Source organism: Alkalihalobacillus sp. R86527 (assembly GCF_042466185.1).
In the GTDB taxonomy this organism is placed as follows: domain Bacteria; phylum Bacillota; class Bacilli; order Bacillales; family Guptibacillaceae; genus Guptibacillus.
In genome coordinates, this window is sequence record NZ_JAXHBW010000001.1 from 1,312,343 (window position 1) to 1,335,026 (window position 22,684).

A 22,684-nucleotide genomic window follows, 5' to 3' on the forward strand; every position below is an offset into this window, starting at 1 on the left:
AGGGAATGATGCTTACACGTTGCGTCAAGAGACTGGAAGGGCCTCCCAAATTTAATGATAGGCACCTATGATCTCTGCTTGCTAGGTGGACTCACCCTCCCATTTCTCCTGGCATCTTGTGCCTACATTCCTTCGTTGAGTCTCACCCTAACGCAGAGGCCGGCGTATGCTCCTGCATGGACTGATCTTACGATCGTCGAAAGTCGTGTATTGGCCGGCTTCTCAGTGTCTGGGCTGTTAAGCTTCTAGTAGCTTATGCTGCTTTCGAAGTAGGTAGGAAAGGCATGTCTCGCATCATCCGTTCGGCATCAAACTCCACTTCATACACGCTAAGTCCGTGACAGATCTGAAGTAGTTTACGACAAAGAATGACAAGGGCTTCTTTTTTCGTTACCGGTTTCTCGCGATCAACGCTGTAATAATCATAAAGAGTGCGAAAAGCTGGATTGGCGTGAAGTAAAGGAAACACTGCTTTGTACAACAGAGATCGAAGTCTTCTGCGTCCACGCTTAGATATTCTCTTCTTACCGTTCGATTGTCCTGATGAGTTGGTTACTAGTGTAAGTCCCGCGAGTTTTAATAATTGGCGTGGATCCTTGTAACGTTTTAATGAACCTGTTTCAGAAAGGAGCTCTAAAACGGTCGTTTCGCTGATACCAGGAATAGACGTAAGATATTCAAAGTCTGGTAGTTTACGGGCAAGAACGATAAGGTTCTCAGTTAACGAGTTGATTTGTGATTCATATATGGCCATTTGGTCAAGTAACATCCTAATTTCTAAGCGTGCCATCTCAAGACCGTCTTGAAGTCCTATTGAGTCCTCTGCGATTTTAAGAAGGTTTTCTACTTTCTTTTTTGATAGGTAGCGAACGCCTTTTTCTTGAAGGGTGGCAATCAATTCTTCCTTAGAGAAGATCCGGAGATCTTCTGGAAGTGGAAAGTAATTAAGTATAGCTTGAGCTTGTTGACCGAGCCCTTTAAAAATAGTTGAGAACTCAGGGAAGTAAATATCGATCCAACGTCGGATGCGGTTTTGAATGGAAGCCACTTGTTCTTTTAAGCGGACTCGAAAGGCCGTCCCCCGACGGAGTTCTGAATCAATTTCCGTCATTTCTCTCGGTGAGCTGTAGTACCCTTGAGGGATCATTTTCGCGATTACTCTTGCATCTTTTTGGTCATTCTTACTCTGCAGATTATCGTCGAGCTCTTTCGTTTGTTTGACGTGCAGAGGATTGACAAGGACGTATGGAATACCATGGTCTGTTAAAAAGGCGGCGAGATTCATCCAGTAGTGACCCGTAGGTTCAAAGCCGATGATGACCTCTGTTTTATCATGCGTTTCCATCATTTTTAAAACCAATGCATAAAAGCTTTCAAACCCCTGAAGAGATTGACGAATCGCAAAGCTTTTCTTTAATTCACGTCCACGTTCATCTATAGCACAGCCGTAATGATTTCGCTTGGCAATATCGATGCCAACAACGAGCGTTGTTTCTGAAATTTGATTAATACGTTGATTTCGATTAAGATGCATTTGAGGATCCTCCTAGTTATGGGCTATTGGTTAGCACCTGCATCATAACGGAGGGTCCTTTTTTATGCAATAGGCCTCATTCTGTTCTCACAGGAATGCTCCTGCGGGGTGCGCGGGACAGGTGAGACCCCGGAAGCGCAACGGTTTTGTGCGCTGAGAAGGCTCACCGCCCGCCCCGCGGAAAGCGAGCATCCTGGAGCGGAAATCACCACCTAACCGTGGTAGATAGTTCTTCAGACTTTCTCGACACTCTGAGAGCTGCCAACTTGGCGGCTCTTTTTTTATAACTAGAAAACAAATCTAGTAACTCCTGTTCTAGCAAATCCTTCTATTTCATAGACTGTAGTACAAGCCGCTAACGAGGGGGTAACGCAATGAAGGATGGTAGGACCATTTCGATTCGTTTCAATGGAGAGAACAAGGATTGTGATCCTGAAGTGCATAAAGAAGAAAGCGCAGCCGCGGAAGAAAAAGAATTTGAGTGGATTCTTCCAGAACGAAGAGATGCAAAGAAGGTAGTCGAATTAAAAAAGCTACGGCTTCCAAAGAAGAAGTATCCTCAAGTCGAGAGTTCAAAGAAGAAACATATGCTACCACTTAAGAGAAAAAAGAAGAAGAAGCATCTAGCTTCGAATCGCTCTCTTACGCTGCATAAAAGTGTTGTTGTTTCAGTTGCTTCTGCGGTATTTATAGGTGTGCTTTTTGGGTTTATTTTACTAATGGTGTTTTCAGGAGACGACATCGCCCCCCCAAGCAGTGATGCAAAAGATTCTACTGAAGTAGCAGCTGTCAATACTGATACAGCAGCATTGTCACTCAATCTTAAGGTTGTTCAATCAGGTGTTTACAGTACGGAAGAATCTGCGCTCGAATTTCAACAAAGACTGAAGGATAATGGGTTTCCGGCAGCAATTATTAAGAGTGATAACTACTACTTGATGATAGGCGTTTCCTCAACGGTTGAAGGTCAGGAAGCACTGGCTGGATATTTTAAGGGTAAAGGTGAGGATGTGTACGCGAAAGAATGGAATATTAACGCTGAAGGGTCTGTTATATCCAAAGAAGGAGTCACTCACTTAACAGAAGGGAAGGCGTTTATCGAAGAACTCGTCTCGATGGATCTTAATGGCTTAACCGATAAAGAGTTGACGGCTGACATGCTTGAAAGTGTTGAAGGTAGATTGAGCGCATGGAGTCAAAAAACTCCTGACATAGAAGCATGGGGTAAAGGGGATGGGAAGGAACTTGTAACCTCTTTGAACGGTGCACTTAGTGAAATGAAAGAGTATAATTCCAATGAGACAATATCATCACTTTGGATTGCTCAACAGCATTTACTCGATGCACTCGTATCTTACCAGGATTTGGTTGCGAATGTGAAATAGTCTCGGGTTTGCGGAGTGAGCGATTAAAATGTAGGATAGAGGGGTAACTAGTAGTCATATAAAGTAAAAACAACGGAAATAAATTACTTTCATATGCACATACAATGGTGAGAAGACACGAAAAATGTAAAGGAACATCAAAATTTTAAATTGTGGAAAGAAAAGGGATTTGATAAGCTGTTATCAAGCCCTTTTCCCACTTGTGAATCATTTACAAAAAAGGGTGGTATACATGAAGCACCTCGTTTTAGCCTCAGGATCTCCACGAAGGAAAGAACTTCTTGAGCAAATGAACCTCACTTTTGATATCATTGTAAGCCGCTTTGAAGAACATATCTCTTTGTCTGTTTCCCCTTCTGAACTCGTGCAAGAGCTTGCTTATGGTAAAGCAAGTGACGTGTTCAACAGAACACAAAATGCAGTCGTATTAGGGTCTGATACAGTTGTTACGCTAGACGGTGATGTGTTGGTTAAGCCAGAAAACCGCGAGCATGCGAGGCAGATGCTTACGGCCCTTTCAGGTCGTACACACACTGTTTATTCAGGTGTGTCAATTTTATCAGAGGGTCAGCAGTCTCGCTTTTATGAAGCGACTGATGTTACGTTTTGGGAATTAACAGACTATGAGATTGCTCAGTATCTTGATACGGATGAGCCGTATGATAAAGCGGGAGGCTATGGGATTCAGGGCTTCGGTGCCGCCTTTGTTAAATGCATTCAAGGAGATTATTATAGTGTGGTTGGGCTTCCGATTTCTAGAACGCTGCGTGAACTCGCGGCTTTTGGAATTGTTCCAGAGATTCAGCATAAGTCAGACAGATAGATGAATCCAGGGAGGAAGCGTGTTGTTAAAAACACCACTATTAATTCGAGACTATCCGGAAGACGAACGCCCGAGGGAACGTCTGATCAAAGGTGGTCCCGAGATACTATCAAATCAGGAACTCCTTGCTATTATTCTTAGAACAGGAACGAAGCAGGAGTCTGTGCTTGAATTATCTCATCGCATCATTCAACATTTCGAGGGCTTGCGTCTCTTGAAAGACGCAAGCGTTGAAGAATTAACTTCTCTAAACGGTGTTGGTCCTGCAAAAGCGGTTCAGCTCATCGCTGCAATCGAACTTGGGAGACGCGTTAGTCGTCTTCAGCAGGAAGAACGCTATACAGTACGGTCTCCAGAAGATGGAGCGAATTACGTGATGGAAGATATGCGTTTCTTGTCACAGGAGCATTTTGTGTGCCTATACTTGAATACAAAGAATCAGGTGTTACATAGACAAACAGTCTTCGTAGGCAGCTTAAATGCTTCGATCGTTCATCCGAGAGAAGTGTTTAGAGAAGCGTTTCGACGATCAGCAGCATCGCTTATTTGTTTTCATAATCACCCGAGCGGTGATCCGACTCCTAGCCGTGAAGATATTGAAGTTACGAAAAGGCTAACAGAGTGTGGAAAAATGATTGGAATCGATGTGCTCGATCATATTATTATCGGTGATCAAAAGTTTATTAGTTTAAAAGAAAAAGGGTATGTGTAAAACATCTGTCTATGACACGTTTTCCCACTACCGTTTTCAATACTGATGCAGTATAATCATATTTATGAGTTTTGCTTGAACTGAAGGGAGATTTAACATAAATGTTTGGTGGATTTTCAAGAGATATGGGTATAGATTTAGGTACAGCGAATACGCTGGCTTATGTGAAAGGTAAAGGAGTAGTTGTACGAGAGCCATCTGTGGTAGCGCTTCGTACAGATACAGGTTCAATTGAAGCGGTCGGTAACGATGCAAAGAATATGATCGGACGAACGCCTGGGAACATTGTAGCTCTTCGACCGATGAAAGACGGAGTAATTGCAGATTTTGAGACAACAGCAACAATGCTTAAATATTTCATTAAACAAGCTCAGAAAAATCGCTCAGTGTTCGCGCGTAAGCCGAACGTGATGGTTTGCGTACCTTCTGGAATCACTGCAGTTGAAAAACGTGCGGTAGAAGATGCCACTCGCCAAGCTGGAGCGCGTGAGCCTTATACAATCGAAGAGCCATTCGCTGCAGCAATTGGTGCTGACCTTCCTGTCTGGGAACCTACAGGTAGTATGGTAGTAGATATTGGTGGCGGAACAACAGAAGTTGCGATCATTTCACTAGGTGGTATTGTAACGAGCGAATCGATTCGCATCGCAGGAGATGAGATGGACGAGTCTATCATTCAATACATCAAAAAAACGTACAACCTAATGATCGGTGAAAGAACTGCCGAGCAATTGAAGCTTGAAATTGGCTCAGCAGGTTCAACTGAAGGCATCGAAGCGATGGACATTCGTGGACGTGACCTTGTTACAGGTCTTCCAAAAACGATCAGCGTAACAGCGGAAGAAGTGTCAGGCGCTCTTAACGATACAGTGAACAGCATTATCGAAGCTGTAAAAGTTACGCTTGAAAAAACACCGCCAGAACTTGCTGCTGATATCATGGATCGGGGAATCGTTCTGACAGGCGGGGGCGCATTGCTTCGAAACCTTGATCAGGTGATCAGTGATGAAACGAAGATGCCAGTTATTGTAGCCGAAAACCCGCTAGAGTGTGTAGCGATTGGAACTGGTCGAGCACTCGAAAATATTCATCTGTTCAAATCAAGAGCGGGGATAACGTCCCGGTCAAAACAGAAGTAGTTAGAAGGTGTTGTAAGGCATGCCGCAATTTTTTTCGAATAAAAGACTAATTGTTCTACTTGTCAGTATTATCGTTCTTGTGGCACTTATCGGTACCTCAATGAAAGAAAGAGATGCTTTGACGTTACCAGAACAATTCTTCAAAGATTCAGTTGGTTGGCTTCAATCAGTCTTCTATAAACCCGCTAATTCAGTAGCGGGTTTATTTGAGAGTGTTGGGGAAATGAAGGATATGTATGAAGAGAACAAACTCTTGAAATCCAGATTAAATGAATTTGTTGCGCTATCAGAAGAGTTAAAAGAAGTGAAACAGGAAAATGCAGAACTGAAAAATGAGTTGAATATCGATCCATCAACGGGAATCTCAAATTATGAGACATTCCATGCGAACATGATCGCTCGTTCACCTGATCGCTGGAATGATTTATTAACGATTGATAAGGGTAAGCAAGATGGTGTAGAAGCGAATATGGCTGTTACTACGCCTAAAGGATTAATCGGTAAAATCAAAAATGTTCAACCGTTTTCTTCTACTGTTCAGCTCGTTAGCGATGTGGATCGAACAAACCGAATTGCTGCGATGACACAGGAAGATAAGAATGTTTTTGGTACAATTGAAGGGTACGACACAGAAAAAGATGTGTTACTATTTGCGAAAATCCCAGTCGATACGAAGGTCGAAAAAGGCCAAACGGTTATAACAGCAGGAAATGGAGGTATTTTTCCAAGAGGGATAGTAATTGGAGAAATCCTTGATGTCGAAACAGACAATGTAGGAACGACTCAGACGGCATACGTTAAACCTGCAGCAGATTTATACGATATTAATAATGTGATGGTGATCGACAGGGGAGCTCAAACTGTAAGCCCTTCAAATGAAGAAGGTGATGAAGAATGAAGCAGCTTCTTCTCTCAGGAACGCTCTTCGTTCTTTTCCTTTTAGAAGGAACAGTTTTTCAAGTATTCGCCCCTGAGCAATTCGGTTTTGAGTTTCAACTCATTCCAAGGTTCGTAACGGTCGTTGTCCTTCTAGTCGGTATGTACTTGAGTCCGATGTTTGGAGTAATATTTGGAGTCATCTTCGGCTTGCTTCATGATTTGATCTACACCGATCTAGTAGGAGTTTACATGTTTGGGATCGCAGTATCCGCATACATAATTGGTTACCTATCAAAGGTGTTCCAACTGAATTTATTTATTTCGCTTGTACTCGTTTTATTTGGTTTTTCTATGTTAGAATTCTATGTTTATGAGCTATTTTCGTTAATTAATGTTACGAATCTTTCGTTTAACTCATTCATTCAAGATCGTTATTTGCCCTCACTGATTTTGAATGGCGTCTTTATGCTTATTGTTTATTTTCCTGTGAAGCGTTTGCTGGAAGAATTGTCGGAAAGCCGTAGACAAGAAAATTAGGCCTAAAAGAGGATTTTCCTCTAGCTACGTTGAAATATTCTATGTTGAGGTGAATGAAATTGGCTATGGCACAAAAACAATCACAGCATTATGTCACAATAAAAGGTACGAAAGATGGCTTGAATTTGATTTTAGATGATTCCTGCGCCTTTCGTGATGTCATAAATGATCTTGATGACAAACTTTCCGCGCGTCATATTCAACAAACGGAAGGCCAAACGGTTACTGTTACAATCAAAGTAGGGAATCGGTACTTAACAGGTGAACAGGAAGATACGCTCCGAGAGATCATTCAGACCAAACAGAATCTTGAAGTTGATCGGATCGATTCCAATGTCATCTCGCGTGATGAAGCTGAAGAAGAAAGAAAACGTACGACTGTTAAGTCCGTTGCAAGAACTGTCCGTTCAGGTCAGGTTCTTGAGGTAGAAGGAGATTTGCTCTTAATAGGAGATGTTAATCCAGGCGGTACTGTGATGGCTGGGGGTAATATCTTCGTTATGGGAACGCTTAGAGGAATTGCTCATGCCGGAGCATATGGCGACAATGATGCAGTTATCACGGCGTCTTTATTAAAACCTTCCCAACTACGAATAGCAGATTTAATTAGCAGACCACCCGATCAAACAGGCGTAGCAGATGCAGAAGCAGAATGCGCATACATCAAAGAGGGTACTGAGATTAGCGTAGATCGCGTTCAAATACTTACTAAAATTAGACCGAATTTGACAAGGTTGTAGACAGAAAGGGGAATGTTGTGTGGGAGACGCTATCGTAATTACTTCCGGAAAAGGCGGCGTGGGGAAAACCACGACTACAGCAAACATCGGAACAGCTCTTGCACTAATGGGCAAAAAGGTATGTCTTGTTGACACAGATATCGGCCTACGTAATTTAGATGTAGTAATGGGGCTTGAAAATAGAATTATCTATGATCTCGTCGATGTTGCTGAAGGTAGATGCCGACTTCATCAAGCTTTGATCAAAGACAAGCGTTTTGAAGCGCTATATATGCTGCCTGCCGCTCAAACGAAAGATAAGTCAGCTGTTCAACCGAAGGAAATGAAGAAAATCATTGAAGAATTGAAACAGGACTATGATTACGTCCTTATCGATTGTCCTGCGGGTATCGAACAAGGCTTTCAGAATGCTATTGCTGGAGCTGATAAGTCTGTTGTTGTTACAACTCCTGAAACTTCAGCAGTTCGTGATGCTGACCGTATTATCGGTCTTCTTGAGAAAGAGGAAGGCATCGAAGCGCCAAAGCTCGTTGTTAACCGTATTCGAAACCATATGATGCAGAGCGGTGAAATGCTTGATGTCGATGAGATCGTATCGATTCTTGCGATTGATTTACTAGGAATCGTCGGAGACGATGACACAGTTATTCGTGCTTCAAACAAAGGTGAGCCTATCGCGCTTGACCCAAGTTCGAAAGCGTCGATTGCTTATCGTAATATCGCTCGAAGAATTCTTGGTGAATCTGTACCTCTTCTATCTCTTCAAGAAGAAAAGGGTATGTTTACAAAAGTGAAGAAATTCTTTGGAATGCGTTCGTAAAAAACCGGCCTTAGTGCCGGTTTTTTTGTTGGATTTGTACATCTTTTCTTCTGAAATCAACTGACATATCCCCTCCGGACAAGTCATAGACTGAGTACTACGGCTAGGAGGGAGGGGTGAGCGGTGGGAAGAGATATAAATGACGTTAGGAAACGACTCAATGCTAGGAAAAAGCATCGTATTCCGGTGAGATCGACTGTTCAAACCGAAAGAAAAAGAGATCAAGGCTCAAATGGGTCATTTCAACATACAGAGGTGACCTTTCATCCTTTATTTAATAAGCAGGCCTTTCTTATTCGAGCGATGATTGCTGCTTGTTTGTTTTTAGGTGCTGGAATTTTATTTAAATCAGAAAGTGAAAAGCTATTTCCTGTGAAGCACTATGTAACGAGTGTGATGGAGGATGAGTTCCAGTTTGCGACTGTTAGGGAATGGTACGAAGGGAAGTTCGGTAATCCTGTTGCCTTAATCCCAGATGGGACGGATACGAAAACGGCAGGTGATCCGCCTGTCTTCGCATTGCCTGCAAACGGAAAAGTGCTTGAGGATTTTCAGTCGACCGGAAAAGGGATTATGGTTGAAACTGTTTTGAGTACAGAAGTAGAGGCGATCAATGCGGGTGTCATCACCTACGCTGGTGAAAAAGAAGGTATCGGCAATACTGTTGTGATTCAGCATGCGGACGGTAGTGAATCATGGTATGGCATGCTAGAATCTGTCGATGTTGCACTTTATGATTTTGTGAAAACAAAGGACAAATTAGGAAGCGTGACCAACTCTGAAGATGGCAAAACCGGGACGTTCTATTTTGCTATAAAAAAGAACGAGGGGTTTGTTGATCCTCTTCAAGTTGTTCCAATCGAATAATGCTTGGAAAGTTGACTATTCACCCGTTGTTTTGGGTCACAATAGGATTAGCTATAATAACGGGGAGATTTAAAGAGGTTATCTTACTATTTACTATTGTCCTGATACATGAGTTAGGCCACGCTGCAGCGGCACATTATTATCGCTGGCGAATAAGTAAGATTGTCCTCCTGCCGTTTGGTGGAGTAGCGATAGTTGATGAGCATGGAAATAGACCTATACATGAAGAATTTGTCGTTATCCTTGCAGGGCCAATGCAGCATGTCTGGATGGTTGGCGTCGGGTTCTTCATCTTTGAGGGTGGACTGATTACAGATTCGCTATTTAACCTTTTTATCTTCCACAACATGATTGTTCTATTATTTAATTTACTCCCAATATGGCCATTAGACGGTGGTAAATTATTATTCTTGCTATATACCATCATTTTTCCATATAAAGCTGCCCATCGACACATGATTTACTCATCTGCCGTTTTTTTATTCATACTCATTCTTTTTACGGTCTTTTGGTTTCCGGAGCAGTTGAGCTTGTGGCTCGTAATAAGCTTCCTTGCTGCTGCACACTTTAAAGAGTGGAAACATCATCCATATGTATATATTCGTTTCTTACTTGATCGTTATACAAAGGTATATGTTGGAAAAGAAGCAACGCTTTCTGTTTTGCCACATATGAGGGTGAGTGAGGTGCTGTCTTTGCTTTATAGGGGAAGGCATTATAGCATTTCAATCAAAGAGCTCGATGTCTGTGCGGATGAGCAAGTGTTACTAGAAGCATATTTTCGAAAGAAACAGGTAGGGTGTGCAGTGGGCACACTTTTTCGATAAAATAAAGAAAACGATCAAAGGGTGCAAAACGACATGCAGTTAATTGTTCTAGAGAAAAAAGGGGTGCGAGTACTCGCTATACAAAAGGATAGAACCTTTACCAATCTGTGGGTTGAAGATCGGAATCGTAAAAAGCCGCTCCAAGGTGATGTGATTCTTGGTGTTGTTAATAAAGTAGTTAATGGAAAGAACGCAGCTTTCATTTCTCTAGGCAGTGGTAAGCCAGGTTTGTTGAATGGCGCGGATACGATTAAGGCACAAAAGCGAAAAACAGCCGGAGAGACACCTCCGGCTGTTTCTGAGCTTATTGAGGAAGGGCAGGCTATCCTTGTTCAAGTAAAGCATGAAGGGTATGATCGCAAAGGACCACTTGTCACGGAACTTGTTCATCTCCCTGGTGAGACTCTCGTTTATATGCCCTATGCAGGATATTCCGCGGTCGCTAAAGCTATTTCGAAGCGCGAGGAATTCTTAACGTTTGCGAAGGAATACTGTATTGGAAACGAAGGCCTCATCTTTCGATCTAAAGCTAGAGAAGCGACCAATAAACAGCTGATTGAGGAGTTAACGGCCCACAGAAAAGTGTGGACAAGCATCCAAGATAAGATGAAGAATTTACGACCACCGGCAACGATCGTTACGTCTAATGATTTTTTTGAAGTAGTGAATAAGTCATTTCCAATCGATCGTATGGAAAAGGTAATTACGAACTCTTCTTTAGTTGCAGAAGAATTGGAACAGCGATCAATCAATCCAAACCTTATTCAGGTCGAGGGAAATCATCGAAGGTTGCGACAACTAGAGGAAAAGTTAGTCGAACTTAGCCAACCAACTGTAAAGGTTGGAAAAGCTTATATCCATATTGAGTCGACTCGTGCTCTAACTGCAATTGATATCGACAGTGGTGGGGCGGATTTTGGTTCAATTGAAGAAACGCACAAAAAAGTGAACGAAGCAGCTGTCATGAAAATAGTCGAACAGGTGAATTTAAGAAACCTGGCTGGTACGATCATGATTGACTTTCTTGCACTATCAGAGAGCGAAAAGTCCAGGTTGCTTCAATATATTAAAGAGACTGTTTCAGAAGATCCTAGAATCATCGTAGGGGGCTTTACACATTTTGGCTTGATTGAACTTCAAAGGAAAAAGCAAGGTTTGCCTTTACATAAGCTGACTATTGAGTTCGAATAAGAGAAAAATAATCGCATTGACACGGTATTTTTAGCTATGGTATGATTTAGTGGTTAGTTCGTTTGGAAGCACCCAAAGAGCTACAACCGCTCAGGATCAGGTTTTTAAGCTAGTGATCTAGCACCTGTAATGGCGAGTCTGAGTATTAGAGGAGGTGCACGTATGTACGCAATTATTGAAACTGGTGGTAAACAAATCAAAGTTACTGAAGGTCAGGAAGTATACATTGAGCTTCTTAACACAGAAGCAGGTGAAACTGTTACTTTTGACCGTGTGCTAATGGTAGGTGGAGATGACGTTAAAGTTGGTTCTCCTATGGTAGAAGGCGCAACTGTAACTGGTAAAGTTGACAAGCATGGTAAAGGTAAGAAAATCACGGTTTATAAATATAAGCCAAAGAAAAATTACCGTCGTAAGCAAGGCCATCGTCAGCCTTACACAAAAGTAGTCATTGATAAAATCAACGCATAAGGGTTACTGACATGATACGTTTCAAAGTGAAACGCGATTCACATGACAGGATTATTTCATTCTCCCTTTCAGGACATGCAGATGCTGGGCCACATGGTTATGATATTGTGTGTGCGGGTGTTTCTGCTGTTACGTTTGGGGCAGTTAATGCAATAGAATCCCTTTGCGATGTAGATCTCATAATTGACATGGAAGATGAAGGGGGCTTCCTCAGCTGTACTGTTCCTGCTCGTTTAGAGCAGCGTACGGATGAGAATGTTCAACTTCTTCTTCGAGGAATGGAAGTCTCCATATCCTCAATTGCCGAAGAATACGGTAATCATATTCAAATCACTCACACATAGGAGGTGGGACATTATGTTGAAAATGAACCTTCAGTTTTTCGCATCTAAAAAAGGTGTAGGTAGTACGAAGAACGGTCGTGACTCAATCTCCAAGCGTCTTGGAGCTAAGAGCGCAGATGGTCAAATCGTATCCGGTGGCTCTATCCTTTTCCGTCAGCGTGGAACTAAGATTTATCCTGGTACAAACGTTGGCCGCGGTGGAGACGACACTCTATACGCGAAAATCGACGGCGTTGTTAAGTATGAGCGCCTTGGACGTGACCGTAAACAAGTAAGTGTATATCCAGTTGCGAAAGAAGCGTAAGCAGCTACGAAAAACTCTAACCGTTCGGTTAGAGTTTTTTGATACGATTGACTATTAATGAAACAGTCGAGTGACGATGCACGATGAAAAACAACTAGGAATCGTTTTCCTTTAAGGCAATATACGACGATGAAATTATTGTTATAATGAAGGAAATGGTTAGAGTATTGGGAGTGCAAATATGTCTAAAAATTGGAATACCTTTGAAGTTCTGCGCCATTCTCGTCATGATTGGTTGAATCGTCTGCAGTTAATCAAAGGGAACCTGGCCCTCGATCACATAGACCGAGCTAAGGAAATTATCGAAGAGATTATTATCCAGTCAAGACAAGAAGCAAAATTGTCGAATTTAAATGCTCCAAAACTTACAGAATATATATTAACGTTTAATTGGTGTAACCATTTATTTCAGTTGGATTTTGAAGTTATTGGAGATGAATACGATATTTCTAACTATGAAGCAGAGCTGATTGAGTTAGTTGCTCGGTGTACAGAAGCGATTGAAGCACAGGTATCCTATCCTGCAGATCATCACTTACTGTTGACGCTTCAACTGTATCATGAAGAAATTCATCTAGTTTTCGATTTTCAAGGTGAGTATTCTAATTCACACAAGCTCAAAACTGAGTTCGAGAATGTTGAGATAAACAGTGCTCATCTGACTCGATTTGAACACTCAGAAGATGAGGTTGTAAGCACGTTTTTGATTAAATGAGGTGAGAGAATGTTTGTAGATCAGGTCAAAATATTTGTAAAAGCAGGCGATGGCGGAAACGGCATGGTAGCTTTTCGTAGAGAGAAATATGTACCCGACGGTGGACCTGCCGGAGGAGATGGAGGAAAGGGCGCAAGCGTCATTTTCGAGGTAGAGGAAGGTCTCCGTACTCTAATGGATTTCCGTTATAACCGTCACTTTAAAGCTAAGACTGGCGAACATGGTCGTTCTAAGAACCAGCATGGCCGTGGTGCTGAAGATATGGTTGTTAAAGTTCCACCTGGAACGATTGTTTCCTATGCAGACACAGGTGAAGCGATTGCTGACTTAACTGAGCATGGGCAACGTGCAACGATTGCAAGAGGTGGCCGTGGAGGAAGAGGGAACACAAGGTTCGCTTCTCCATCAAACCCTGCTCCAGAGCTATCTGAAAATGGAGAGCCTGGCGAGGAAAGAGAAGTAACTCTTGAGTTGAAGGTATTAGCAGATGTTGGCCTCGTTGGTTTCCCAAGCGTAGGTAAATCGACATTGTTATCTGTTGTATCTGCAGCAAAGCCGAAAATCGCAGCTTACCATTTTACTACGATCGCTCCAAACCTTGGGGTTGTCGATACGAAAGATGGTCGTAGTTTTGTGATGGCAGACCTTCCGGGACTTATCGAAGGTGCCCATGAAGGTGTTGGATTAGGTCATCAGTTCCTAAGACACATCGAACGTACCCGCGTTATTGTGCATGTAGTCGATATGTCAGGTATGGAAGGTAGAGATCCATTTGAGGATTATGAAAAGATCAATGAGGAATTAAAACAGTATAAGATGCGTCTTATGGAACGTCCTCAAATCATCGTAGCTAACAAAATGGACCTTCCGGATTCTGAGGAAAACCTTAAAATCTTTAAGGAAAAGCTTCAAGAAGACTATCCGATCTATCCGATCTCAGCAGTTACAAGACAGGGTATTCAAGAAGTTCTGTTTGAAATTGCAGATAAGTTGGAAACGACTCCAGAATTCCCACTCGATGAAGAGAAGGAAGAAGAAAGCAGAGTCGTCTACCGTCACGAGAAAGAAGCACCTGAGTTTTATGTTACGCGTGAAGACGATGGTACATTTGTCGTGAACGGCCCACGTATCGAACGACTCTTCAAGATGACAGACTTTGATCGTGAAGACAACGTTCGCAGATTCGCCCAGCAAATGCGCAGCCTAGGCATTGATGAGGCTTTACGCGAACGGGGAGCTGAAGATGGAGACGCTGTTAGGATCCTTGAGTTTGAATTTGAGTTTGTAGATTGATCTAAGCAGAAGACTGTCCATACGGGCGGTCTTTTTTGCAAATCTACTCATGATTGAGGAGAGAGGTGAGAAAATTAATGAGTAAAGATGAAAAAAATTTTTTCTTAGTACGTGAAGATGTTCTATCAGATTCTATGCTAAAAACACTTAAAGCAAAGCTATTGCTTGAAAGTGGTGCAGCAGATTCGGTTCGAGAAGCTATTGATCAAGTGGGAGTGAGTCGAAGTGCTTTTTATAAGTATCGAGATACTATTCTTCCATTTCATACAATGATCATCGAACAGATCTTCACGCTCTCAATTCATTTAGAAGACCGCTCTGGAGCTCTATCGAATGTGCTAAGCACCGTTGCGTCACTAGGTTGTAATATCCTTACCATCAACCAGACGATTCCTCTTCAAGGATATGCGACCGTTATTTTGACAATGGAAATTGGAGAATCAAATTTGCAATTGAATAGTTTAATCGATAGAATCAAGCAGATAGAAGCCGTAAGTAATGCAGAAATTATTGGATCAGGAGCATAGGGGGAAGACATGAAAACTCATTCGAAAATTGGATTTTTGGGTCCTGAGGGGACTTTTACTGAAATAGCTGCAAAAACGTTGTTTCAAGAAGATGAAAGAATACCGTTTCCGACGATTAGAACGTGTCTTGCAGCAGTTGAAGATGGAGAAATCGATTACGGGGTCGTCCCTTTGGAAAATACGATCGAAGGTTCTGTAAATATGACTCTCGACCTACTATCTCAACAAGTATCACTTCCGATTGTTGGCGAGCTTGTTTTACCGATTCGTCAACATTTACTCGTACTACCAGAGCTAGAAGATTTGGGTGAGATCAAAACTGTTCAATCCCACCCTCATGCCATTGCACAGTGTCATCAGTATCTTCAAAGTGAGCTGCCTGGCGTCGAATTAAAAAATGCTGCTTCAACAAGTGCAGCGGCGGAGTTCGTAAAGAAGTCAGGGGATATGAGTGAAGGAGCAATTGGAAATGAGCTCGCTGCAGAAAAGTATGGGTTAAAGATTGCACGCTCTAATATTCATGACACAGAGGAAAATGACACTCGCTTTTTGGTTGTACATAAAACACCTGAACCATTGCCACGAACGAATCTTTTCAGAGAAGATCGTGTAACCTATAAAATCATTCTTCCGTCTGATTACCCTGGTGCGCTTCATCAGGTGCTTTCTGCATTTGCATGGAGGAACTTGAATTTAACCAAAATAGAATCACGTCCTATGAAAACAGGTCTCGGTAATTATTTCTTTATTATTGATGTAGAGAAGCCTAACAATGAAATTTTGTTGAAGGGCGTTAAAGAAGAAATACAAGCTCTAGGTATTGGAATCTCTGTACTTGGAGAATATCCATGTTTCGTTGTGAATGGAAAATAAGAAGGCAAGAGGGCATCCCCTCTTGCCTTCTATTTATTCTAAAAGAAATCCCTTATTGCGCAATGCGTTACAGACTGCATCAACCTGAGTTTCTGAGTTAGCTTCAATTGTATGAAGGTGAACACCAGACGTAAGTTCAGACAATAAAGATGCCTTTGTTGCAGATAGCCTTGCCAAGAATTGATCCGCCTCTAGTCGATTGCTCACAAACAGCGAAGCGTGAATGTCCCCATATAATGGATGCTCAACAGTAACATCAGTCACTGTCCCTCCATGATCTACAATCGTATATAGTTCTTCCTTCGTTTCTTCATGAGTATGTTTACAAGCCACGATACGCTTAATAAGTTGTTTTTTTTGAGTGTTTTCAAACAACACGTATCCTTGTGATGTAGCAATGATCGGCTCGTTTCGAGCTTTTAGAAGGGAAATATCTTGAACGATTACTTGACGACTTACATTTGTTTTCTGAGATAAATCGCTCCCTGTAAGTGGGCGGTCCGCCTCTTGTAACCATTTCTTAATAAGTGAACGTCTACTTTCTCCTAATATTTTCTCTCCATCTTTTGGCAATGCGAATCACCCTTTCCATCTAATCCTTCTCTATTATAGCTTCCTTCCTCAAGAACTTGTATAAGAAAATAAGATGAATTTATGATCGTAAACTAAATGTAAGGACGAAAGTAGCTCCATATTCCCTCCGACATACATAGGAAAAGCCCTCTCGGCATATTTATGTCATGACCAATGCCTAAAAAAAAGGTAGCAATCTGCCCATTAGCGCATACACTGTACTGAATTTCAATGTACTGAATTTGTACAGGAGGGAGTTTTCAGTTTGAAAATACATGTCGTTCAAAAAGGCGATACGTTATGGAAAATCGCTAAGAAATACGGCGTAAATTTTGAAGAGCTTAAAGCAGTGAATACGCAGTTAAACAATCCTGATATGATTATGCCTGGTATGAAGATCAAAATACCTTCAGGAACAGTTCCTGTTAAAAAGAAAGAAATGCAGATGAAAAAGAAAGAAATGTTCAAGAAAAAGGAAACGCCGAAACAGCAGGTGAAACCTATGGAGAAGCCATCTTTTAACATGCCGATTAAGAATGAAGTGAATATGGGCCTTAATATGAATATCATGCCTGAGAAAGAAAAGCCTAAACAAGTAAAGCCAGAAATGAAAAAACCGGAAGCAAAGAAACCAGAAGCGAAAAAACCGGCAGCTAAGCCTGAAAAGAAATCGAACACAAAGGGCGATAAAGCAAAAGCAGAGAAGTTATTTTATCCAATGAGTGATGATGAAGTTTTGAGCGAATTCGAATCATCTTCTGGAATGGGGATGCCTGCGCCTCCAAATGCTAATCATGGCAATGTAGCAGGTGCACAAATGGGTAACGGAAACTTTGGTTATCCAGGTTCCGTAGCTGGAGCACAACAAGGAAATCAGGGATACCCAGGCTCTGTAGCTGGTGCGTATATGAATAACGGAAACCAGGGTTATCCAGGTTCCGTAGCTGGAGCACAACAAGGAAATCAGGGATACCCAGGCTCTGTAGCTGGTGCGTATATGAATAACGGAAACCAGGGTTATCCAGGTTCCGTAGCTGGAGCGCAACAAGGAAATCAGGGATATCCAGGCTCTGTAGCTGGTGCGTATATGAATCATGGAAACCAGGGTTATCCAGGTTCCGTAGCTGGAGCGCAACAAGGAAATCAGGGATACCCAGGCTCTGTAGCTGGTGCGTATATGAATCATGGAAACCAGGGTTATCCAGGTTCCGTAGCTGGAGCGCAACAAGGAAATCAGGGTTATCCGGATTCTGTAGCCGGAGCGTATATGAATCATGGAAATCAAGGTTATCCAGGCTCTGTAGCTGGTGCTTATATGAATCACGGGAACCATGGTTATCCAGGTTCTGTAGCTGGGGCTCAAAAAGGGAACTACTCAGATGAAATGGAAAGCAGTGGTTCAGATGTTGCTGGAGCATATGATGGGTACGGAAATAACGGTTTCCCTAATTCCGTAGCGGGGGCGTATCAAGGTAACAATGGGTTTCCAGGCTCTGTTGGAGGAGCGCATGCTGGTAATAACGGTTATCCAGTAGCTGGCGCGGAAATGGGTAACGGGAACCAGGGTTATCCAGGTTCTGTAGCTGGAGCTTATTCACCAAACCAGCAACTTGCTGGTGCTTATGGCAACAACGGTTATCCAGGCTCAGTTGCTGGAGCGCAAATGGGCAGTAATAAAGAGAATTACTCAGGAGAAATGGAAAGTAGCAATGTCGCTGGAGCATCTACTGGGTATGGCAACAATGGTTATCCAGGTTCAGTAGGAGGCGCATACGGAAACAATGGCTATCCAGGTTCCGTAGCTGGAGCACATCAAGGACCGAATGCGAATATGCCAGGGTTCCCATCATCAGTTGCGGGAGCTCAAATGGGGCAAGGAAACCAGGGGTATCCAAACTCTGTAGCTGGTGCGAGCATGAATGGATATGGAAATCAGCAATACCCAGGAGCTGTCGCTGGAGCACATTCTCCATTTGCGAATAAAGCGAATGAAGAGTATCCAGAAGCTGTTATGGGAGCACAAGGAGGATATCCGAATCAAAACATTGCAGGTATGATGTCTCCTTATCCAAATCAGCCGATGGTGTCACCTTATCAGCAGAAAGATTGCGGCTGCGGATCCAACCAGGTTTCACCGTATCAGCAGCAAATGCCATACGCAAACCCTTATTATGGAAATGCGCAGAATATGGTTCAAGGAGCTAGTAAGGCCCCTATGATGGACTATATGGATATGGAAAGTAGCTATGCAGAATCACGATAAACAAAGCCAGGCACGTATCCTGAAAGGGATACGTCCTTTTTTCATTCATTGACGTGCGTAAAACCACGTGTCTGGTATGGTGGAACGCGAATGGGAGAAACTGTTTTTGTGAAAGGTGCGCTTAAACATCATGATGTAATGAAGCAAATCCTCCTTTCACAAAAGTGTTCATCGTCTTTTGTGAAAGTTGTACCATTTGAAGATGGTGATTGGATCAAAAAGAGTGAAGGCCTATATTGGTTTTGTTTAGTTGCAGTAAATGGGAGGAGTCTTGATTACTCACGACTTGAAGAAAGAAGGCTAGCCGTTGAAAAACTTAGTCATTTTCATGCAGAAGCATATGGCTTGAAAATGGAACGTATTCGTATTGTTTCTCTTAGAAATAAATGGATGAACCGATTGATGACGTTTGAACGAAGTTTGGTCGATCATCCATGTCGCGATCATCAAATGATAAAGGAATACACCATTATTGGCCGACAAGTGCTACAAGAAATGGATGAGAAGCTAGCTCTTTTGGAATCAAAGGCTGTTGAAGAGCGATGTATCGTTCATGGTGATCCTGCACATCATAACTTTGTATTTAATCGAGCTCAATTATTATTGATCGATGGCGATCTAATCTCTTACGCGCCAAAAGAATATGACTTTTTACAACTCATGAATAGAATGCTTCCATATTCAAAGTGGTCGCTAAAAGAATGGTCAACATATAATAACCCCGTCATCCAAACGATTTTAAACACTCCTTACTTAGTAAAGATGCTTGCTTACCCAGCTGATTTTTATCGTGAATGGCTTGTTGATCCAAGTGGAAGAGAGGAACTCTTACGGAAAGAGCATCTTCAACAAGAACAGAGGTATCCATTTATGTTAAGACTCTTGGGGTAAGTCCCTTTCTTGCCAAGACATAACAGATTAATTTCGAACGCCTCCTGACATGCTATAAATGAAAGGAGGTATTTTAAATGAAGAAAAAAGCACTAACACTTTCAACGTTGATGCTCGCTGGAGGTTTAATTGGGTGTACAGCAGATAACGAGGCAATGGACACACGTTATAATGATTCGACTCGACCAATCGGTTATTACACGAGTGAAGATAATAATAAAGACTACCGTGAAGGTGCATTCACTGACATGATCGACAGAGATTATGCGAATGGTGTAAAAGCACCAGATGAAAAACAAATCGATAAGCGTAACGGAATGAATGGTCCGGGATATATGCGTTCAGATGAAAATTACTCCGGGTACGACAACAAACTCTCACAGCGACTTGCCAAGCGAATCAAGAAGCTAAAGAGTGTGGAAGATGCACGAGTAATTGTATATGGTGATCAGATTATGATCGGTGTAGAAACGAAAAGTGATAATCGAGATGCTGTAAAAGACCAAGTGCGCAGTGAAGTAGCTAAGGTTGCCAAACAAAAGAACGTGTCAATATCGACTGACAAAGATGTCTTCAAAAGAATGGGCCGCATTGATAATCGCTTAGAAAGCGGTGATGGCTTTGAAGAAGTTCAAGCTGATGTGAATGGCATTCTAAACGATATTTCAAGTGCAGTACAACGACCGTTTGAGAATAATCAATAATGTTTGAAGAACAGGGTTTCCCTGTTCTTTTTTGCATGATCAGCTTTATTTTATCCTCTTTCTTTCTTGTGTTATAGTATATGAACGAAATTAGTTGGAAGGGGATATTGACGATGGCAGGACATTCAAAGTGGAAAAATATTCAGCGAAGAAAAAATGCTCAGGATGCAAAGCGTGGCAAAGTTTTCATGAAGCTTGCTAAAGAGATTTTTGTTGCAGCCAAACAAGGCGGTGGCGACCCTGAAACCAATCCTGCGTTGAGGTTAGCTGTTGATAAAGCGAAATCCTCAAACATGCCAAATGACAATATCGATCGAGCGATTAAGAAAGCAACTGGCGATTTAGATGGCGTTCATTATGAAGAGATTGTTTATGAGGGCTATGGCCCAGGTGGTGCAGCGGTTATGGTCGAATTACTAACAGATAATAAGAATCGAACAGCGGCAGAAATCCGCCATGCATTCAGTAAAAATAAAGGGAACATGGGTGAAAATGGTTGTGTATCGTTTCTGTTTGATCGAAGAGGTTTGTTTGTGATCGATCGTTCTGAAAATGATGCTGATGCCGATGAGTTGATGTTAGAAGTTATTGATGCGGGTGCAGAAGAAATGGAAACCCATGAAGATTCGTTTGAAATTTATACAGACGCACAAGAATTTCAAGCAGTGAAAGATGAGCTCGAGAAGAAGAATATTGTTTATTCCTCAGCTGAAATAACAATGATTCCTCAAACTTATGCGCCTCTTAGTGAAGAAGATGGATTAGATATGTTAAAACTGATCGATATGCTTGAAGATAATGATGATGTTCAAGAAGTTTATCACAATGCTGAAATAAGCGATGAGGTTTATGAACAGCATTAAGAGCTACAGTGTTTACTGTAGCTCCCAGTTTGTAGAAAAACCTGATTAATGTGTTCCCTATGCCGTAGGAGTTTGAATACCACTTGCTTTCCTGTGGACGAACGTCCGAGCCTCACAGCGGACAAAAAGCCGTCCACTCCGAGTCTCAAACGCCAGTTTACCACGGGAGTCAAGTGGTATTCACTCCTACTAGGTTGCAATTAATCCAAGCAAACTTTCCGACTGATTATTTTTAAGTTGTCATCTGCTTTCTTTCTCTAGAGGTAATAATTTGCTTTTGTCTTGTTTTCAAAACCACATATCAATGTTGATTGGAGCGGAAGGATGCTCGACTCCTCCGGGACCACCCGCCCCGCGGAAAGCGAGCATCCTGTAGCTCCATTTATTTTCTACATATTATTTTCATGGTTGGACACGCTAAAAAAAACAGACTTCTTCAATCTAGAAGAAAGGTGCTAAAAATCGTGAAAAACCTATACGGCTTTCTTGGAGTTCTCATTCTGGTTATGCTTGTGATGTCGTCATCACACGTGCTCGCAATTGAAACCGCACAGAGTGAACAAAATTTTGATGAAACGCATTACCATATGGATGGGCCTATGGTTATTGAAGTTATATTAAGAACGAATTATGCTGATGGTGTTACAACAGAACAGTCGATTCAGAAAACAGTTTGGTCGATGGAAGACTTCTGGAGTGAATACTCAGATTGGCAGTTACTTACTCAAGATCAAGGTAAGATGGTATTTGAGAGAAGAATCGAAGATATTTCCCCAGCTATGAAAGAGAATGGGCATTTTGGACTTACAGATGATGGGGTTCTTACCATTTTCGAAGGAAAACCGGATGACCAAAAAGTGATACAAACATTTTTTCAAATCGATGTTGGTAAAGTGGAAAGCTCTAGACTTAAAGAGCTTGCAGAGGGCATTCCTGTAGAGTCATGGTATAATTTTGAGGATATGCTTCATACGTTGTATAAGGCAAAAGCTGCAAAACCTGTCCGATAGGGCGGGTTTTTTATTTGAAATTGGGGAGGTTAGGCTCTCGATCGCTTCACCTTTTCAATTGAACACAAAGAACGTGTTCCCTTGAAAAGGTTCCAGCGCTTGTCTGATGTCTAGTTGCTGCTCGCAGAAACTCCGATATTTCACTCTTTCAACAGAACACAAAAAGCGTGTTCTATTTCAAGAGCTCCAATATCTCCGTTTCTAAGCGCTCTTCTTCACTTTTCATGCCTAAACGCCCTCTTTCGCTTTTCTTATGTCTAGCTACAACTCGCAGAAGCTCCAATATTTCACTCTTTCACAGGAACACAAAGAACGTGTTCCTATTCAAGAGTTTCAATATTTCCGTTTCTAAACGCTCGTTTCCGCTTTTCTTGTGTCTGGCTACAGAGGCCAAATACT

General features: G+C 42.0%; 25 protein-coding genes and 1 other annotated feature. Of the genes, 23 read left to right on the forward strand and 2 right to left on the reverse strand.

Translation table 11 applies throughout. The annotated features are described in order from the left end of the window. Nucleotides 1-253: 253 nt before the first annotated feature. On the reverse strand, nucleotides 254-1,534 hold the full coding sequence (locus tag SJY16_RS06580) for an IS110 family RNA-guided transposase (RefSeq protein ID WP_377888305.1): 1,281 nt from the start codon (nucleotides 1,532-1,534) through the stop codon (nucleotides 254-256). Nucleotides 1,535-1,908: 374 nt separating this feature from the next. On the opposite strand from SJY16_RS06580, the gene SJY16_RS06585 reads away from it, so the two are divergent. From SJY16_RS06585 to pheA, 18 genes are all read left to right on the forward strand, one after another. Beyond that, nucleotides 1,909-2,919 (forward strand): hypothetical protein, encoded by a 1,011-nt coding sequence (locus tag SJY16_RS06585; RefSeq protein WP_377888307.1) that lies wholly within the window; start codon nucleotides 1,909-1,911, stop codon nucleotides 2,917-2,919. Between the two features lie 232 nt (nucleotides 2,920-3,151). After that, entirely contained in the window at nucleotides 3,152-3,742 is a 591-nt protein-coding gene (locus tag SJY16_RS06590; RefSeq protein ID WP_377888308.1) for a Maf family protein, read from the forward strand. 22 nt (nucleotides 3,743-3,764) lie between these two features. Further along, nucleotides 3,765-4,454 carry a RadC family protein gene (radC, locus tag SJY16_RS06595; protein ID WP_377888309.1) on the forward strand — a complete coding sequence of 230 codons (690 nt, stop codon included), beginning with the start codon at nucleotides 3,765-3,767 and terminating at the stop codon, nucleotides 4,452-4,454. Nucleotides 4,455-4,555: 101 nt separating this feature from the next. Next, nucleotides 4,556-5,593, forward strand: a complete 1,038-nt coding sequence (locus tag SJY16_RS06600; protein WP_377888310.1) for a rod shape-determining protein — start codon at nucleotides 4,556-4,558, stop codon at nucleotides 5,591-5,593. Between the two features lie 19 nt (nucleotides 5,594-5,612). Then, entirely contained in the window at nucleotides 5,613-6,491 is an 879-nt protein-coding gene (mreC, locus tag SJY16_RS06605; protein WP_377888311.1) for a rod shape-determining protein MreC, read from the forward strand. Beyond that, nucleotides 6,488-7,009, forward strand: coding sequence for a rod shape-determining protein MreD (gene mreD, locus SJY16_RS06610; RefSeq protein ID WP_377888312.1), 522 nt, complete (start codon nucleotides 6,488-6,490; stop codon nucleotides 7,007-7,009). The genes mreC and mreD overlap by 4 nt, the downstream gene beginning before the upstream one ends. A gap of 65 nt (nucleotides 7,010-7,074) precedes the next feature. Continuing rightward, complete coding sequence (gene minC, locus SJY16_RS06615) at nucleotides 7,075-7,749, forward strand: septum site-determining protein MinC (protein WP_377888313.1); 675 nt, start codon at nucleotides 7,075-7,077, stop codon at nucleotides 7,747-7,749. Between the two features lie 19 nt (nucleotides 7,750-7,768). Beyond that, a complete protein-coding gene (gene minD, locus SJY16_RS06620; protein ID WP_377888314.1) occupies nucleotides 7,769-8,569 on the forward strand; it encodes a septum site-determining protein MinD in 801 nt (266 codons plus the stop codon). Nucleotides 8,570-8,692: 123 nt separating this feature from the next. Beyond that, nucleotides 8,693-9,436 (forward strand): peptidoglycan DD-metalloendopeptidase family protein, encoded by a 744-nt coding sequence (locus SJY16_RS06625; RefSeq protein WP_377888315.1) that lies wholly within the window; start codon nucleotides 8,693-8,695, stop codon nucleotides 9,434-9,436. Further along, on the forward strand, nucleotides 9,436-10,263 hold the full coding sequence (locus SJY16_RS06630; RefSeq protein ID WP_377888316.1) for a M50 family metallopeptidase: 828 nt from the start codon (nucleotides 9,436-9,438) through the stop codon (nucleotides 10,261-10,263). The genes SJY16_RS06625 and SJY16_RS06630 overlap by 1 nt, the downstream gene beginning before the upstream one ends. A 33-nt stretch (nucleotides 10,264-10,296) precedes the next feature. Continuing rightward, nucleotides 10,297-11,454: a ribonuclease E/G gene (locus SJY16_RS06635; protein WP_377888318.1), complete on the forward strand. Its 1,158-nt coding sequence runs from the start codon at nucleotides 10,297-10,299 to the stop codon at nucleotides 11,452-11,454. Between the two features lie 74 nt (nucleotides 11,455-11,528). After that, nucleotides 11,529-11,604 (forward strand) — a sequence feature (ribosomal protein L21 leader region). Between the two features lie 12 nt (nucleotides 11,605-11,616). After that, the gene (gene rplU, locus SJY16_RS06640; RefSeq protein ID WP_377888320.1) at nucleotides 11,617-11,925 is read left to right on the forward strand and encodes a 50S ribosomal protein L21; all 309 of its coding nucleotides are present in this window, start codon (nucleotides 11,617-11,619) and stop codon (nucleotides 11,923-11,925) included. 11 nt (nucleotides 11,926-11,936) lie between these two features. Further along, nucleotides 11,937-12,269, forward strand: coding sequence for a ribosomal-processing cysteine protease Prp (locus tag SJY16_RS06645; RefSeq protein WP_377888321.1), 333 nt, complete (start codon nucleotides 11,937-11,939; stop codon nucleotides 12,267-12,269). 13 nt (nucleotides 12,270-12,282) lie between these two features. Then, a complete protein-coding gene (gene rpmA, locus SJY16_RS06650) occupies nucleotides 12,283-12,573 on the forward strand; it encodes a 50S ribosomal protein L27 (protein ID WP_377888322.1) in 291 nt (96 codons plus the stop codon). Nucleotides 12,574-12,754: 181 nt separating this feature from the next. Then, on the forward strand, nucleotides 12,755-13,288 hold the full coding sequence (locus tag SJY16_RS06655) for a Spo0B C-terminal domain-containing protein (RefSeq protein ID WP_377888323.1): 534 nt from the start codon (nucleotides 12,755-12,757) through the stop codon (nucleotides 13,286-13,288). Nucleotides 13,289-13,297: 9 nt separating this feature from the next. Further along, nucleotides 13,298-14,581 (forward strand): GTPase ObgE, encoded by a 1,284-nt coding sequence (gene obgE / locus SJY16_RS06660; RefSeq protein WP_377888324.1) that lies wholly within the window; start codon nucleotides 13,298-13,300, stop codon nucleotides 14,579-14,581. Nucleotides 14,582-14,658: 77 nt separating this feature from the next. After that, complete coding sequence (locus tag SJY16_RS06665; RefSeq protein WP_224878594.1) at nucleotides 14,659-15,108, forward strand: ACT domain-containing protein; 450 nt, start codon at nucleotides 14,659-14,661, stop codon at nucleotides 15,106-15,108. A gap of 9 nt (nucleotides 15,109-15,117) precedes the next feature. Beyond that, a complete protein-coding gene (gene pheA / locus SJY16_RS06670; RefSeq protein WP_377888325.1) occupies nucleotides 15,118-15,981 on the forward strand; it encodes a prephenate dehydratase in 864 nt (287 codons plus the stop codon). Between the two features lie 33 nt (nucleotides 15,982-16,014). On the opposite strand, the gene SJY16_RS06675 is transcribed toward pheA, so the two are convergent. Beyond that, complete coding sequence (locus SJY16_RS06675; RefSeq protein ID WP_377888326.1) at nucleotides 16,015-16,554, reverse strand: transcription repressor NadR; 540 nt, start codon at nucleotides 16,552-16,554, stop codon at nucleotides 16,015-16,017. A 265-nt stretch (nucleotides 16,555-16,819) separates the two neighbouring features. Here SJY16_RS06675 and safA point away from each other — a divergent pair, with 265 nt between their 5' ends. From safA to SJY16_RS06700, 5 genes are all read left to right on the forward strand, one after another. Continuing rightward, nucleotides 16,820-18,817 (forward strand): SafA/ExsA family spore coat assembly protein, encoded by a 1,998-nt coding sequence (gene safA, locus SJY16_RS06680; protein ID WP_377888327.1) that lies wholly within the window; start codon nucleotides 16,820-16,822, stop codon nucleotides 18,815-18,817. A gap of 90 nt (nucleotides 18,818-18,907) precedes the next feature. After that, nucleotides 18,908-19,708 (forward strand): phosphotransferase, encoded by an 801-nt coding sequence (locus SJY16_RS06685; protein WP_377888329.1) that lies wholly within the window; start codon nucleotides 18,908-18,910, stop codon nucleotides 19,706-19,708. Between the two features lie 77 nt (nucleotides 19,709-19,785). Then, nucleotides 19,786-20,412, forward strand: a complete 627-nt coding sequence (locus SJY16_RS06690) for a YhcN/YlaJ family sporulation lipoprotein (RefSeq protein WP_377888330.1) — start codon at nucleotides 19,786-19,788, stop codon at nucleotides 20,410-20,412. A gap of 113 nt (nucleotides 20,413-20,525) precedes the next feature. Then, nucleotides 20,526-21,275, forward strand: coding sequence for a YebC/PmpR family DNA-binding transcriptional regulator (locus SJY16_RS06695; RefSeq protein WP_377888331.1), 750 nt, complete (start codon nucleotides 20,526-20,528; stop codon nucleotides 21,273-21,275). A gap of 464 nt (nucleotides 21,276-21,739) precedes the next feature. Then, a complete protein-coding gene (locus SJY16_RS06700) occupies nucleotides 21,740-22,285 on the forward strand; it encodes a BofC C-terminal domain-containing protein (protein ID WP_377888332.1) in 546 nt (181 codons plus the stop codon). Nucleotides 22,286-22,684 lie beyond the last annotated feature (399 nt).